Annotated in this window: 16 protein-coding genes; 9 read left to right on the top strand and 7 right to left on the bottom strand. The window is 70.2% G+C overall.

Translation table 11 applies throughout. The annotated features are described in order from the left end of the window. Window positions 1–6: 6 nt before the first annotated feature. Complete coding sequence (locus tag EV278_RS00490; protein WP_132085596.1) at window positions 7–552, top strand: GNAT family N-acetyltransferase; 546 nt, start codon at window positions 7–9, stop codon at window positions 550–552. Here the strand turns inward: EV278_RS00490 and EV278_RS00485 are convergent. The 3 genes from EV278_RS00485 to EV278_RS00475 form a co-directional block, all read right to left on the bottom strand. Further along, window positions 547–1,497, bottom strand: a complete 951-nt coding sequence (locus tag EV278_RS00485) for a cation diffusion facilitator family transporter (RefSeq protein WP_132085594.1) — start codon at window positions 1,495–1,497, stop codon at window positions 547–549. The two genes, EV278_RS00490 and EV278_RS00485, sit on opposite strands and share 6 nt — an antisense overlap. A gap of 36 nt (window positions 1,498–1,533) precedes the next feature. Further along, entirely contained in the window at window positions 1,534–2,850 is a 1,317-nt protein-coding gene (locus EV278_RS00480; protein ID WP_132085592.1) for a PQQ-dependent sugar dehydrogenase, read from the bottom strand. 64 nt (window positions 2,851–2,914) lie between these two features. Beyond that, window positions 2,915–3,115, bottom strand: coding sequence for a KTSC domain-containing protein (locus tag EV278_RS00475; RefSeq protein WP_132085590.1), 201 nt, complete (start codon window positions 3,113–3,115; stop codon window positions 2,915–2,917). A 164-nt stretch (window positions 3,116–3,279) separates the two neighbouring features. Between EV278_RS00475 and EV278_RS00470 the strand changes: the two genes are divergently transcribed. The 3 genes from EV278_RS00470 (at window position 3,280) to EV278_RS00460 (ending at window position 5,081) form a co-directional block, all read left to right on the top strand. Then, the gene (locus EV278_RS00470) at window positions 3,280–3,684 is read left to right on the top strand and encodes an MAPEG family protein (protein ID WP_132085588.1); all 405 of its coding nucleotides are present in this window, start codon (window positions 3,280–3,282) and stop codon (window positions 3,682–3,684) included. Window positions 3,685–3,728: 44 nt separating this feature from the next. Next, the gene (locus tag EV278_RS00465) at window positions 3,729–4,364 is read left to right on the top strand and encodes a LysE family translocator (protein WP_132085586.1); all 636 of its coding nucleotides are present in this window, start codon (window positions 3,729–3,731) and stop codon (window positions 4,362–4,364) included. A 111-nt stretch (window positions 4,365–4,475) separates the two neighbouring features. After that, window positions 4,476–5,081 (top strand): hypothetical protein, encoded by a 606-nt coding sequence (locus EV278_RS00460; RefSeq protein WP_132085584.1) that lies wholly within the window; start codon window positions 4,476–4,478, stop codon window positions 5,079–5,081. A 102-nt stretch (window positions 5,082–5,183) separates the two neighbouring features. On the opposite strand, the gene EV278_RS00455 is transcribed toward EV278_RS00460, so the two are convergent. Next, window positions 5,184–5,966, bottom strand: coding sequence for an SDR family NAD(P)-dependent oxidoreductase (locus tag EV278_RS00455; protein ID WP_132085582.1), 783 nt, complete (start codon window positions 5,964–5,966; stop codon window positions 5,184–5,186). 54 nt (window positions 5,967–6,020) lie between these two features. Between EV278_RS00455 and EV278_RS00450 the strand changes: the two genes are divergently transcribed. Next, window positions 6,021–6,458, top strand: coding sequence for a YkvA family protein (locus tag EV278_RS00450; RefSeq protein WP_132085580.1), 438 nt, complete (start codon window positions 6,021–6,023; stop codon window positions 6,456–6,458). Further along, complete coding sequence (locus tag EV278_RS00445; RefSeq protein ID WP_132085578.1) at window positions 6,451–7,083, top strand: lysoplasmalogenase; 633 nt, start codon at window positions 6,451–6,453, stop codon at window positions 7,081–7,083. Before EV278_RS00450 ends, EV278_RS00445 begins: the two co-directional genes overlap by 8 nt. Before the next feature lie 31 nt (window positions 7,084–7,114). Here EV278_RS00445 and EV278_RS00440 read toward each other — a convergent pair whose 3' ends face one another. Then, window positions 7,115–8,860, bottom strand: a complete 1,746-nt coding sequence (locus tag EV278_RS00440) for an acyl-CoA dehydrogenase (RefSeq protein WP_132085576.1) — start codon at window positions 8,858–8,860, stop codon at window positions 7,115–7,117. 172 nt (window positions 8,861–9,032) lie between these two features. Between EV278_RS00440 and EV278_RS00435 the strand changes: the two genes are divergently transcribed. The 3 genes from EV278_RS00435 (at window position 9,033) to EV278_RS00425 (ending at window position 12,040) form a co-directional block, all read left to right on the top strand. Further along, on the top strand, window positions 9,033–9,674 hold the full coding sequence (locus tag EV278_RS00435; RefSeq protein ID WP_243692027.1) for a YceI family protein: 642 nt from the start codon (window positions 9,033–9,035) through the stop codon (window positions 9,672–9,674). A gap of 105 nt (window positions 9,675–9,779) precedes the next feature. Then, complete coding sequence (locus EV278_RS00430; protein ID WP_132085574.1) at window positions 9,780–11,132, top strand: YceI family protein; 1,353 nt, start codon at window positions 9,780–9,782, stop codon at window positions 11,130–11,132. Further along, complete coding sequence (locus EV278_RS00425) at window positions 11,063–12,040, top strand: L-threonylcarbamoyladenylate synthase (protein ID WP_132085572.1); 978 nt, start codon at window positions 11,063–11,065, stop codon at window positions 12,038–12,040. Before EV278_RS00430 ends, EV278_RS00425 begins: the two co-directional genes overlap by 70 nt. A gap of 48 nt (window positions 12,041–12,088) precedes the next feature. On the opposite strand, the gene EV278_RS00420 is transcribed toward EV278_RS00425, so the two are convergent. Both EV278_RS00420 and EV278_RS00415 read right to left on the bottom strand, forming a co-directional pair. After that, a complete protein-coding gene (locus EV278_RS00420; protein ID WP_132085570.1) occupies window positions 12,089–12,481 on the bottom strand; it encodes a type II toxin-antitoxin system VapC family toxin in 393 nt (130 codons plus the stop codon). Next, window positions 12,478–12,765: a type II toxin-antitoxin system VapB family antitoxin gene (locus EV278_RS00415; RefSeq protein ID WP_132085568.1), complete on the bottom strand. Its 288-nt coding sequence runs from the start codon at window positions 12,763–12,765 to the stop codon at window positions 12,478–12,480. The genes EV278_RS00420 and EV278_RS00415 overlap by 4 nt, the downstream gene beginning before the upstream one ends. Window positions 12,766–12,802: the final 37 nt, after the last annotated feature.

Raw genomic sequence — 12,802 nt, 5'->3', positions numbered from 1 at the left:
TCCGCGATGTTCGCCCCTGGCCCCACCCTGGAAACCGCACGACTGATCCTCCGCCCGCCGGCCACCGAGGACCTGGACGGCTGGGCCGAGCTGATGGCCGACCCCGAGGCGGCTCGCTTCATCGGCGGCCAGATGAGCCGGTCCCAGGCGTGGCGGATGATGGCGACCATGGCCGGCTCCTGGGCGCTGAACGGCTTTGGCATGTTCTCTCTGATCGAGAAGGACACCGGCCGGTGGGTCGGCCGGGTCGGTCCCTGGCGCCCCGAGGGTTGGCCGGGGACCGAGGTGGGCTGGAGCCTGCTCCCCGCCGCCCACGGCAAGGGCTATGCGGTCGAGGCGGCGACGGCGACGATGGACTGGGCCGTCGACCACCTGGGCTGGACGCGGCTGGTCCACTGCATCGACCCGGCCAACCTCGCCTCGATCAAGGTGGCCGAACGGGTCGGCTCGCGCTTCCTGGAGGTGGGCAAGCTGCCCGAGCCCTATCAGGATACGACGATCCACCTGTGGGGACAGACGGCGGAGGCGTGGAGGGCGCGGCGCGAGTTATGAAGCCTCCAGCGGTCGCGCATAGGCCGCCCGGGCCCGGCCCGAGCGCACGAAGACCCGGGTGATCCGGGGATCGATCGCGCGGATCCGCACCGCGAAGTCGTCGGCGGCGTCCTCGATCTCGCCGGCGGTCAGGGCGTCGTGGAAGTCCAGCGTCACGCCCAGCAGGATCTCGCTGGGCCCCAGGTGCATGCTCAGCACCTCGGTCACGGTGTCGATGCGCGGGTCGGCGGCCAGCATGGCGCGCACCGCCTCGACGATGCGCGGCGAGGCCGACTCGCCGGTCAGCAGGCTGCGGGTCTCGTTGGCCAGGAAGATCGCCACCCCGACCAGCAGCAGGCCGATGGCCACCGAGGCCGCGCCGTCGGCCCAGGCGATCCCGAACATCGCCGAACCCGCCACGCCCAGGGCCGCTATCGCCAGGCCGGCCAGGGCCGCGCCGTCCTCCAGCAGCACAGCGAAGATCGACGGGTCCTTGCTGCGGCGAATGGCGCGGAAGAACGGCGCGCTCTTGCGGACGACCTTGAACTCCTTCCAGGCCACCAGGAACGAACCGCCCTCGAACAGCACGGCCAGGCCGATGACCAGGAAGTTGATCCAGGCCCGCTCGATCGGTTCGGGCCGGACGATCTTCAGCACGCCCTCGTAGATCGAGAACGCGCCGCCCAGGGCGAAGATCAACAGGGCCACCACGAAGGCCCAGAAATAAACCTCCATGCCGTAGCCGAACGGATGGGTCTGGCTGGGCGGCTTGCGGGCCCGGGCCAGACCCAGCAGCAGCAGGCCCTGGTTGCCGGTGTCGACGCTGGAGTGGATGGCCTCGGTCAGCATGGCCGACGAGCCGGTCAGGGCGAAGGCGACGAACTTGGTGGCGGCGATGGCCAGGTTGCCGGCCAGGGCCGCGTAGACCACGGTGGTCGAGCTGTTGTGGGTTCCCGTCGCGGCCATGCGGGCCGAACGCGGCAGGCGGCGGCCCTGTTCCGGCTAGGGACGGTCGACGGCGAAGCGGATCAGGCTGGCGTTCTTGTCGTCGGCGACCCAGATGGCCCCGTCGTCGGCGACCGCGATCCCGACGGGCGTTCCTTGCGGCCGCACGCCCTCGACCCGGCCCCAGCCCGGGGTCAGCACCTGGGCCTGGGCGGCGGGCCCGGCGCCGAACGGCCGCGAGCCGCTGGGATAGACCGGGTAGGTCGCCTTGGCTCGGGTCAGCGGAACGCCCTGGGCGTCGACCGCGAAGGCGACCAGTCGGCCGCCGGTCGAGCGATAGCCGTGCCAGCTCATCAGCAGCTTGCCCCTGAGCCCCGGGAACATTGCGCCCTGGTACCAGGTCATGGCCAGGGGGGCGACATGGGGCGGCAGCAGGGCGACGGGCGGGGCGTGGGCGGCCGAGGCGCAGTCCATGGCGCCGGTCCAGCCGGGCGTCGGCGTGGCCATGTCCTGGCAATAGGGCCAGCCGTAATGGCGGCCGGGCTCGATGCGGTTGAGCTCCTCGAACGGGTTCCAGCGGTCGTCGAAGTCGTAGCTGTTCTCGGCCTGCAGCACCGTTCCCGACGGGTGCACGGCCAGGGCGACGGAGTTGCGCAGGCCGCGGGCCAGAATCGTGAACCGGGTATCCCAGCGCCCCGGCGCCAGGAGCGCGTAGCGGCGAATCCCGGCCGTGGCCTCCTCGTCCTCCGACTGGTCGCAGCGGTCGGTCCCGACCCGCGCGCCGTTGGCGTCAAGGCACTGGTCCGAGGGCGCGCCGACATTGACCAGCAGGGCGCCGTCGGCGGCGAACACGAATTGCGACAGCGGGTGGCGATTGTCGTGCAGCCTGTTGTCGGGCAGGCCTGTGATCACGTCCTCGACCGTGGCGGCGGGCTCGGCGGCGCGCGGGTCGAAGCGGAAGATCCGGCTCATCTCGCCGACATAGGCCAGGCCGTCGGGGCCGATCGCCAGGCCGTGCGGTAGGGACAGGCCGGTCAGCAGAGGCTGCAATTGCACGGGCCGGTCCGGCGCGGCGGTCAGCTTCCAGATCACGCCGCGCGGCCGCGTCCAGTCGGCCAGGTCGGCGACCAGCCAGGTCTGGCCATCCAACTGGACCAGGGTGCGGGGCAGGCGCAGCTGGCGGACGGCGAACGCGCCGGGCGCGGGGCCGAGCACCAGGCCGGCGCACATCCCCTTTTCGGTCTCGATCGCCAAGCGGGGCCAGCCGTCGCAGGTTCCCTCGATCTTGTAGCCGATGCGCGGCGCGGCCTGGGGCGCGTTCGCGGCCAGACTCAGGACCAGGCCCGTGACCATGGCGATCGCCGCCCGCACCATGTCGCCGCCCCCGTCCCGACCAGAGGCTACGATCTAGCGTTGAGCGGCGAGGAAAGGAAGGGCGTCAGACCCGATTGTAAGGGTATCGGTCGCGGATCATCCGCTGGAAGAACCGGCCCTTCGACGGCGCCCGTTCGAAGGCCTCGGTCACCCGGGGCGGCACCCCGACATAGACGTATTCGTCGCCGTCGATGAAGGTGACGAACAGCTTGCCGTGCTCGGGCTCGTAGTCGATTTGCCGGATCGCCGTGGAGTCGACACGCATGGCTCAGGATCTCCGCATGGGGGTCGTCTGACAGGAAGAGCGCGCGTCGGGTGAGCCGGTTCCCCCAAGGCTTCGGGCGCCTATTCGGGATGCAATCTTGCGCGAACTGGGGTGTAGTCCGCCGGACGAAGGCTCAGCTTCACGAGAGCCGGGGGAGAACGCCCATGCAACCGCATTCCTGGGTCGCGATCGTCACGATCGCCGCCTTGCTGGTCTATTTCTGGATGGCCGTCCGCATCGGCCGGGCGCGCCGCCAGTGCGGCATCCACGCGCCGGCCATGACCGGCGATCCTATCCTGGAACGCCATATCCGCGTGCAGGCCAACACCCTGGAGTGGCTGCCGCTGTTCCTGCCGCCGCTGTGGCTGTTCGCGATCTACTGGAGCGACCTGGTCGCCGCGATCCTCGGCGCGATCTGGATCGTCGGGCGCATAGTCTACGCCCTCGGCTACGTCGCCGATCCGGGCAAGCGCGAGGCCGGGTTCCTCATCCAGGCCCTGGCGACGGCGATCCTGCTGTTCGGCGCCCTGGGCCGCGTCATCTGGATCCTCGTCACGGTCGGAGCCTAGCCTCCGCTGGTCCGGCGGGCAGGGCTTGGCTATGAGAGCCGGTCATGATCCTGCCCGTCGATCCCGCCCGCTACAGCGCCTTCCTGGTGACCATGTTCGTCATGGCCATCACCCCGGGACCCGCCAACCTGTTCGCCATCGCCACCGGCATGCAGAAGGGCAGGGGCGCGGCCCTGCTCGGCGTGGTCGGCATGAACACCGCCACCCTGGTGTGGTTCGGCTGCTCGGCCCTGGGGCTGGGCGCGCTGATCATCGCCTTCCCCAAGGCCTTCCACCTGCTGGCCCTGGCCGGCGCGGCCTATCTGATCTGGCTGGGGGTGAAGTCGATCCGGTCGGGCCTGAAGGACCCGGGCGGCGAGGGCCAGACTCACCGGTCGTTCCGCATGGGACGCTCGGCGTTCCGCGACGGCTTTGCCGTGCAGATCGCCAATCCCAAGATCCTGCTGTTCTTCACCGCCGTCCTGCCGCCGTTCATCGACGTCCAGCGGCCGCTCGCGCCGCAGCTTCTGATGTTCGCCGCCGCCACCATCGGCATGGACCTGATCAGCATGAGCAGCTACGGCCTGGGTGGGGCGGCCCTGGCCTCGCGGATGACCGAACCGGGGTTTCGCAAGGGGTTCGCGATCGTGGTCGGGGTGCTGCTGATCACCGCCGCGGGACTGATCGTGGCGCGCGGCTGATCTCATCGCTGAAACGCATTGGCCTTGGCGAAACCACAAAGCTGGGCCATGCATTAGGTTGACGGGACGAAACGAGTCTTCTCGCCAAGATTCCGAGTAAAGGAATGCGCCATGATTAATCGCAAGACCATAGGCGGCAAGGCCGGGATGGTCGCGGCCGTGGCGCTCGCCGCCCTCCTGACGGCCTGCGCCACCGCCACCCCCTACCAGCCGAACATTCGCGGCCAGCAGGCCACCGGCGGCTTCTCCGAACAGCGCCTGGAAGGCGACCGCTATCGGGTGACCTTCGCCGGCAACAGCCTCACTTCGCGCGAGACCGTCGAGCGCTATCTGCTGTACCGGGCCGCCGAGCTGACCACCCAGCAGGGCTATGACTGGTTCGAGACGGCCGACCGCCGTACCGACCGCGACGCCCGCACCGTGATCGATGGCGATCCCTTCGGCCGGCCGTTCGGCTATTACGGCGGCGGCTACGGCTACTGGCGTCCGGCGTGGCGCTATTACGGCCCCCGCTACGGCGGCTGGCGCGCCTGGGATCCCTACTGGGGCGACCCCTTCTTCGATCGGACCGAGGTCCGCACGATCGAGAAGTTCGAAGCCAGCGCCGAGATCGTGATGCACAAGGGGCGCAAGCCGGCCGGTGATCCGCGGGCCTATGACGCTCGCGAGATCATGGACAACCTGGCCCCCAGCATCCAGCGCCCGGCGCCGAAGTAACGAGAGTTCTTCTCTCCCGGAGGGAGAAGGCGCCAGATGAGGGGGCGACCTGGGTTCAGGTCGCCCCCTTTTCCGTTGAGCCGCCGTGGCCCCTTAAGACGCCTAACGCGGGGCCATGCGGATGCCGCCGTCCAGCCGCACGTCCTCGCCGTTGAAATAGCCGCAGGTGATCATGGTCAGGGCCAACTGGGCGTATTCCTCGGGATTGCCCAGGCGCTTGGGGAACGGCACGGATGCGGCCAGGGCGGCCTTCACGTGCTCGGGCGCCCCGTTCATCAGCGGCGTGTTGAAGATGCCCGGCAGGATGGTGTTGACCCGGATGCCGTCGTTCATCAGGTCGCGGGCGATCGGCAGGGTCATGCCGATGACGCCGCCCTTGGACGCCGAATAGGCGGCCTGGCCGACCTGGCCGTCCTCGCCCGCCACGCTGGCGGTATTGACGATCGCGCCGCGCTCGCCGTCCTCCAGGGGTTCGAGGTCGAGCATGCCCTTGGCCGACTTGGCGATGCAGCGGAACGTGCCGACCAGGTTGATCTGGATGATCCTGTCGAAGGCGTCGAGCGGGAAGTGCCTGGCCTCGCCGGTGGCCTTGTCGCGGCTGGCGGTCTTGATGGCGTTGCCCGTGCCGGCGCAGTTGACCAGCACCCGCTCCTGGCCGTGGGCGGCGCGGGCCTTGGCGAAGCCGGCGTCGACGTCCTCGTCGGAGGTCACGTTGACCTTGCAGAACACCCCGCCGATCTCCCGGGCGACCGCTTCGCCCTTGGCCTCGTTCATGTCGAAGATGGCGACCTTGACGCCCTGGGCGGCCAGGGCGCGGGCGGTGGCCTCGCCCAGGCCCGAGGCGCCCCCGGTGACGACGGCGGCGACGGTGCGATCGAGTTTCATGGACGTTTCCTCGGAGCTTGCGTTTAATTGGTCCTTGAGGAGCGGTTTAACCCGATGAGCGCAGACGCCAAACCATCCCCCGACGTCAAGCCCAGCGGCGTCGATCCGGAGGCCAACGCCCGCGAGGTGCTGGACCCGAAGAAGGCGCTCGTGCCCGCCACGGTGAAGGTCAACGAGCAGCGCGTGGCCCGCGGCTTCTGGCCGAAGATCCGCAAGGTGGCCTCCAAGGTCCCGTTCGCGGCCGACGCCCTGTCGCTGTGGTGGTGCGCCCGGGACCCGGCCACCCCGACCGCCGCCAAGGGCATGATGCTGGCGGCCCTGGCCTATTTCGTGCTGCCGACCGACGCGATCCCCGACGTGCTGCCGGCCATCGGCTTCACCGACGACGCGGCCGTCATCGCGGCCCTGATCGCCATCGTCGGCAAGAACCTCAAGCCCCGTCACAAGGACGAGGCCAAGACCTTCCTCGCCAAGCTGGGCGCGGATGACTGACCTGAGGCTGTGGGCCGTGGCCGGGCTTTGCGCGGCGCTGTACGGCCTGGTGCTGGTCCAGCGGCCGCCGTCGCCGCCGCGGACCCTGGTCAAGACGCTCGCCGTCGGCGTGCTGTCGGTGCTGGCCTATCTGGAGGGCGACGGCCCGGGGCTGGCGATCGCCCTGGCCCTGTGCGCGCTCGGCGACGCTTTCCTGGCCGGCGATCCGAAGCGCGGGCTGCCGTTCGGCCTGGCCGCGTTCCTGGCCGGGCACCTGGTCTATGTCGTGCTGTTCTGGCGCGAGCGGGGTCCGCTCGGGACGGCGTTCTGGACCGTCGCGCCCCTGGTCTTGCTGGCCGCCGCGGTGATGCTGGCGAGGCTCTGGACGTCGCTGGGCGCCCTGAAGCCGGCCGTCGTCGTCTATGGGCTGGCCATCGCCGCCATGGTCTCGACCAGCCTGCTGCTGCCCCATCTGCGCTGGCCGGCCACGGTCGGGGCCCTTGCCTTCATGGCGTCCGACGCCATCCTGTCGTTCGACCTGTTCAAGGGGGCCAAGCTGGCCGGCTCGCCCCGACTGACGGCCTGGGCGGTCTGGTTCCTGTATTTCGGCGGCCAGGCGATGATCACCTGGGGGATGCTGCGGTAGCGGTCGGCCTGGTGAGGTTATCCCCGCCGCGTCAGTGCGCGCCCAGCATGTCCGGCGTCACGGCCTCCAGGTCGGCCCCGCCCGCTGTCACGGCCGCCACCTGCCCCGGCACGGTCGCCAGCACGGCCTCGCCATAGACCCGCGCCAGGGTCAGCCGCAGCCCTTCGGGCTCGGCCAGGGCGCCCTTGGCCAGCATCCAGCCGCCGACCGTGTCGCCCAACAGCTTCAGATAGGCGGTGGCGCCGGACAGGGCGTCAGGCATGGCGCGGGCTCGGCGCTCGATCAGCCAGGCGGTGGCCGAGCCGGTCGCGTCCAGGGCCGCCTTGAAGCGCAGGGCGAAGCCGCCCAGCGCGCCGTCGGCGGCCTCCAGCGCCTCCTGGGTGTCGCGCATGTCGTCCATCAGGTCGGCGATCGCCTGGCCCTCCGACAGGGGAAGCTTGCGGCCGATCAGGTCGATGGCCTGGATGCCGTTGGCGCCCTCGTAGATCGGGGCGATGCGGGCGTCGCGATAGTGCTGGGCCGCGCCGGTCTCCTCGATGAAGCCCATGCCGCCGTGCACCTGCACGCCCTGGGAGGCGACCTCGACGCCGACGTCGGTGGACCAGGCCTTGGCGATCGGGGTCAGCAGCTCCTCGCGCAGCTTGGCGGTCTTGCGCTCGGCCTCGGTGGCGGCGTGGGTAGACAGGTCGGCGGCCACGGCCGTGGACAGGCAGATCCCGCGCGCCGCCTCGATCTTGGCCTTCATCAGCACCAGGGTCTTGCGGATGTCGGGATGGTCGTAGAGACGGGCGGGGTGGGCGCCGGTCCAGGCCGAGCGGCCCTGGGTGCGCTCCAGCGAGAAGGCCAGCGCCTGCTGGTAGGCCCGCTCGGCGATGGCCGTCCCCTGGGCGCCGACCTGCAGCCGCGCGGCGTTCATCATCGTGAACATATGGGCCAGGCCCTGGCCCAGCTGGCCGACCAGCTCGGCCCTGGCGCCCTCGTACAGCATCACGCAGGTGGGCGAGCCGTGGATGCCCAGCTTGTGCTCCAGTCCGCCCACGCGCAGGGCGTTGGCCGCGCCCAGGCCGCCGGCCTCGTCGACCAGAACCTTGGGGGCCAGGAACAGCGAGATGCCCTTGACGCCGGACGGGGCGTCGGGCGTGCGGGCCAGCACCAGGTGCAGGATGTTGTCGGCGGCGTCGTGGTCGCCCCAGGTGATGAAGATCTTCTGGCCCGACAGGGTGTAGCCGCCGTTCCCGTCCGGCGTGGCCAGGGTCGTCAGGGCGCCCAGGTCCGAACCGGCCTGGGGCTCGGTCAGGTTCATGGTGCCGGTCCATTCGCCCGAGACCAGCTTGGGCAGGTACAGCGCCTTCTGGCTGTCGGAGCCATGGTGGGCCAGGGCCTCGATGGCCCCCAGGCTCAGCATCGGGCACAGGCCGAAGGCCATGTTGGCGGCCTGGACCATTTCCAGCACCGCGACCTCCAGGGTCTTGGGCAGGCCCTGGCCGCCGTGCTCGGGCGCGGCCGCCAGGCTGGTCCAGCCGTCCTGGGCGAACCGGCGGTAGGCGTCGGCGAAGCCGGGCGCGGCGCGGACCACGCCGTTTTCGAGCTTGGCGCCGACCAGATCGCCAGCCCGGTTGAGCGGGGCCAGCACCTCGCTGGCGAACACCCCGGCCGCCTGCAGCACCGCCTCCACCGTGTCGGCGTCGGCCTCCGGGAAGGCGGCCGCCAGGCGGTCGAACCCGGCCACGTGCTTCAGGGCGAAGGCGAGGTCGCGGACGGGCGCGCGGTAGGTCATGGGACGGTCCGATCTGGCGGCGGATAGGTGAACCTCGTTTAGATGCTGCGACGGGCCCTGCAAAGTGGATCAGATCACGGCTTCGTGAAGGGCGGTCTCTTCCGCCCCGGGCCAAGCTTCCTAAGTTGGGGTTCGGCAACCGCTGCTATTACAGTTTGGAGACTGTCCCCCGATGAACCGCGCCCTGAACCGCCGCCTCGCCCCGTCTCTCCTGAAGGGCGCCGTCCTGGCTGGCGCTCTTCTGACCGCGTCCGTCACGCTGCCGGCCATGGCCCAGGCCCAGGTCGCGACCGATCCGGCCGCCGCCCCCGCCGGAAACTGGACGCTCGACAAGCGCCACGCCAGCCTGACCATGAAGGTCACGCACTTCGGCACCTCGCACTACACCTTCCGCTTCGCCCAGGGCGCCATCGACGGGTCGTACGCCTACGACCCGGCCAAGCCGCTGGACACCAAGGTGTCGATCACCATCGACGCCACCAAGGTCGACACCGGCCTGCCGGACTTCGACAAGGAAATCGGCACGGACGCGAAGTTCTTCAACGGGACCCAGTATCCCAAGATCACCTTCGTCTCGACCAAGGTCGAGCCGGGCAAGCTGACCGGCGACCTGACCTTCCGCGGCGTGACCAAGCCGGTCACCCTGGACGTCAAGTACAACGGCTACGCCAAGACCCCGTTCGGCTCGCAGATCATGGGCTTCTCGGCCACCGGCAAGATCAAGCGCTCGGACTTCGGCTTCACCCACCTCGTGCCGATGGTCAGCGACGACGTGGATCTCCTGATCGAAGCCGAGTTCAATCCGAAGAAGTAGTCTTTCACCCACGCTCCTCATCCTGACGCGCTCGACCTCTTGGGCGAGCGCGTCAGGATGAAGTCTAGTAAGCTGGGGCCAGCGCCCGTCGAGACGAGGACGACCATGACCGCCGAAGCGCCTATCGAGACCCCTTCGGCAGCGGGTCTTGCCGTCCGTTCCCGCTACACGACGGTGGCGATCGTCCTGCACTGGCTGATCGCCGCCGCCATCGTCTTCCAGATCATCCTGGGCTGGCGGATGGGCGACGAGCCCAAGGGACCAGCCACCTACGCCATCTTCCAGCTGCACAAGTCGGTCGGGATCACGATCCTGCTGCTCAGCCTGGCGCGCCTGGCCTGGCGGCTGTTCCACCGGCCGCCGCCGCATCCGGTCGGGCAGCCGCGGTGGGAGACGATCGCCTCCAAGATCGTGCACGTGGGCTTCTATGGGATCATGATCGGCCTGCCGCTGACCGGCTGGATCATCGTCTCGACCAGCAAGCTGACCATCCCGACGGTGCTGTACGGCGCGATCCCGTGGCCGCACATGCCGTTCCTGTCCGAGCTGGCGGCGGGTCCCAAGCACCTTTGGAACCAGGCCGGCCTGGCCGCCCACCAGCTGCTGGTGTGGCTGACCTATGGCCTGCTGGCCCTGCACCTGGGCGCGGTGGCCAAGCACCAGATTCTCGACCGCGACGAAGTGCTGGGCCACATGGCGCCGGGCGCGCGCCCAGGCTGGCTGGAGCCGCGCGCCTGGCTGGCCGCCGCCGGCCTGATCGCGGTGATCGCGGCGGGCTACGCCCTGAAGCCGGCGGCCAAGGCCAAGGCGCCCGTTGCGTCCACCGACATCGCCGATACTCAAGCCGAAACGTCGAGCGCCGCGCCCGCGACGCCGGCCGAGGCCGCCACCGCCGCGCCGCCCCCGACCTCGCCGCCCGCCGAGGCCGCCGCGCCCGCCGAACCGGACAAGGCCCTGAAGGACCCTGTCGCCTGGGCCGTGGCCAAGAGCTCGACCCTGAACTTCACAGCCTCCTGGGCCGGCGACGCCATTGAAGGTCAGTTCAAGCGCTGGACCGCCGACATCCTGTTCTCGCCGGACGCCTTGGACCGCTCCAAGCTGACCGTCAGCATCGACATGGGCTCGGCCGCCACCGGCGACGACCAGCGGGACTCCAGCCTGCCCAGCGGGGATTTCTTCGACACGGCCGCCCATCCCAAGGCGACCTTCACCGCCAGCAAGTTCCGCAAGACCGGCGAAGGCAGGTTCGTCGCCGATGGGACCCTGGACCTGCGGGGCGTCAGGAAGCCGGTCAGCCTGCCCTTCACCCTGAAGATCGACGGCGACACAGCCACGGCGCGCGGTGTAACCACCCTGGACCGGACGGCGTTCGGGGTTGGACAGGGCGAATGGGCGTCTACGGATCAGATCGGCGGCAAGGTGAAGGTAAGCTTCGCCATCACGGCCAAGAAGAAGTAGCGGCCGCCGCCCAGGCGCTGGCGGGCGGCGGTCTTGTGTTGCTGCCCACCGAGACCGTCTACGGCCTGGGCGCCGACGCCTCGAACCCGGCGGCCGTGGCGGCGATCTTCGAGGCCAAGGGCCGGCCGCGCTTTAACCCGCTGATCGCCCATGTCCACGACGCCGAGGCCGCGGCCCGCATCGCCGCCTTCGACGACCGCGCCCAGGCCCTGGCCGCCGCCTTCTGGCCTGGTCCGCTGACGATCGTCGCCCCGATCCGCGACGCCGCCGCCGTCTGCGACCTGGCACGGGCGGGGCTGGACACCGTGGCGATCCGCGTGCCCGGCCATCCGCTCTCGCGCGCCGTGCTGGCGGCGTTCGGGGGAGCGGTGGTCGCGCCGTCGGCCAACCGTTCGGGCCGGCCCAGCCCCACCACCTTCGCCGACGCCTTCGCCGAGACCGGCGACAAGGCCGACGCCGCCCTGGACGGGGGGCCGTGCGCGGTGGGTCTGGAAAGCACCGTCGTCGCCGTGCTCGACGGCCCCGTCCGCCTGTTGCGCCCCGGCGCGGTGACCCGCGCCCAGCTGGAGGCGGTGGTCGGTCCGCTGGCCCAGGCCGACGACGACGCCCGGCGCTCGCCGGGGAGATTGGCCCTGCACTACGCGCCCGACGCTCCGGTGCGGATCGACGCCGCCGCGCCGCGCGAAGGCGAGGCGTTCCTGGCGTTCGGGCCGTGGCCGGATGGCGAGGGGGTGTTCAACCTCAGCCCGACGGCCGACCTGGCGGAAGCGGCGGCCAACCTGTTCGCGTTCCTGCGCGCCGCCGACCGGGTCAGGCCCACGGCCATCGCCGTTGCCCCGATCCCCGACGAGGGCCTGGGCGAGGCGATCAACGACCGCCTGCGCCGGGCGGCGGGGTTCGTGGGGTGAGCGCTGGATTGGGGACAGGCGCATGCGCCTGTCCCCGGCCGCATCCCGTCAGCCCAGGGCCGAGCGCACGTCCGTCATGGCGAAGTCGTCGCCCTTGTAGAGCAGGGGCGCGTCCATCTGCTTGGCCAGCGCGTAGGCGAAGCAATCGGCGAAGTTCAGGCGCGCGCGGTGATAGTTGCGGCCGAAGCTCATATAGGCGGCGAGCGCCCCGGAATGGTCCACCGGATCGCTCGCGACCTCGACGGCGAGTTTCGAAAGCCAGCGGTTGAAATCGCCGATGTCGGCGAAGCGCCGTCGGCCGATCAGGATCAGGCCGGCCTCGACGGCGTTGACCGGTGAGATGACCGCCGCCGAAGCGCGCGAAATGGCGTCGGCGAAGTCCTCCGCGTCATCCTCGAAGTCGCCGATGGCCACCAGGGCCGATGCATCGACCACGATCACGGAGCGTCATCGCGCAATTCGAGGCCAGGGATCTCGTTCAGCTCGTCGAAGTCGGCCTTGGTGACATTGAGCTTGTGCTTGTCGAGCCCGACCGCTCGGCGAAACTCTTCCGTGGCGGCCATCATCTCCTCCAGGGTCGGGCGGCGCTTGCGCGGCGCCGGCGTCTCCCGCGCCAACGCTTCCCGCGCCAGGGCGTCGATGACGCCGGTGATCGTCTCGCCCCGCAGCGCGGCGATCTCGCGCACGGCCTTCTCGGTCTCGGGGTTCTTGATGAAGATGCCCATCATGGCCTCCGGTATATACCGAGTATATACTGTTCCT

Origin of the sequence: Caulobacter sp. BK020 (genome assembly GCF_004342605.1) — a bacterium.
Classification (GTDB): Bacteria; Pseudomonadota; Alphaproteobacteria; order Caulobacterales; family Caulobacteraceae; genus Caulobacter.
Note: the sequence above shows the minus strand (reverse complement) of the source record. Positions and strands in the feature narration are given on the sequence as shown.

Coding starts and splice junctions, on each gene's coding strand:
- EV278_RS00490 (WP_132085596.1), top strand. CDS start 7: ATGTTCGCCCCTGGCCCCACCCTGGAAACCGCACGACTGATCCTCCGC.
- EV278_RS00485 (WP_132085594.1), bottom strand. CDS start 1,497: ATGGCCGCGACGGGAACCCACAACAGCTCGACCACCGTGGTCTACGCG.
- EV278_RS00480 (WP_132085592.1), bottom strand. CDS start 2,850: ATGGTGCGGGCGGCGATCGCCATGGTCACGGGCCTGGTCCTGAGTCTG.
- EV278_RS00475 (WP_132085590.1), bottom strand. CDS start 3,115: ATGCGTGTCGACTCCACGGCGATCCGGCAAATCGACTACGAGCCCGAG.
- EV278_RS00470 (WP_132085588.1), top strand. CDS start 3,280: ATGCAACCGCATTCCTGGGTCGCGATCGTCACGATCGCCGCCTTGCTG.
- EV278_RS00465 (WP_132085586.1), top strand. CDS start 3,729: ATGATCCTGCCCGTCGATCCCGCCCGCTACAGCGCCTTCCTGGTGACC.
- EV278_RS00460 (WP_132085584.1), top strand. CDS start 4,476: ATGATTAATCGCAAGACCATAGGCGGCAAGGCCGGGATGGTCGCGGCC.
- EV278_RS00455 (WP_132085582.1), bottom strand. CDS start 5,966: ATGAAACTCGATCGCACCGTCGCCGCCGTCGTCACCGGGGGCGCCTCG.
- EV278_RS00450 (WP_132085580.1), top strand. CDS start 6,021: ATGAGCGCAGACGCCAAACCATCCCCCGACGTCAAGCCCAGCGGCGTC.
- EV278_RS00445 (WP_132085578.1), top strand. CDS start 6,451: ATGACTGACCTGAGGCTGTGGGCCGTGGCCGGGCTTTGCGCGGCGCTG.
- EV278_RS00440 (WP_132085576.1), bottom strand. CDS start 8,860: ATGACCTACCGCGCGCCCGTCCGCGACCTCGCCTTCGCCCTGAAGCAC.
- EV278_RS00435 (WP_243692027.1), top strand. CDS start 9,033: ATGAACCGCGCCCTGAACCGCCGCCTCGCCCCGTCTCTCCTGAAGGGC.
- EV278_RS00430 (WP_132085574.1), top strand. CDS start 9,780: ATGACCGCCGAAGCGCCTATCGAGACCCCTTCGGCAGCGGGTCTTGCC.
- EV278_RS00425 (WP_132085572.1), top strand. CDS start 11,063: ATGGGCGTCTACGGATCAGATCGGCGGCAAGGTGAAGGTAAGCTTCGC.
- EV278_RS00415 (WP_132085568.1), bottom strand. CDS start 12,765: ATGGGCATCTTCATCAAGAACCCCGAGACCGAGAAGGCCGTGCGCGAG.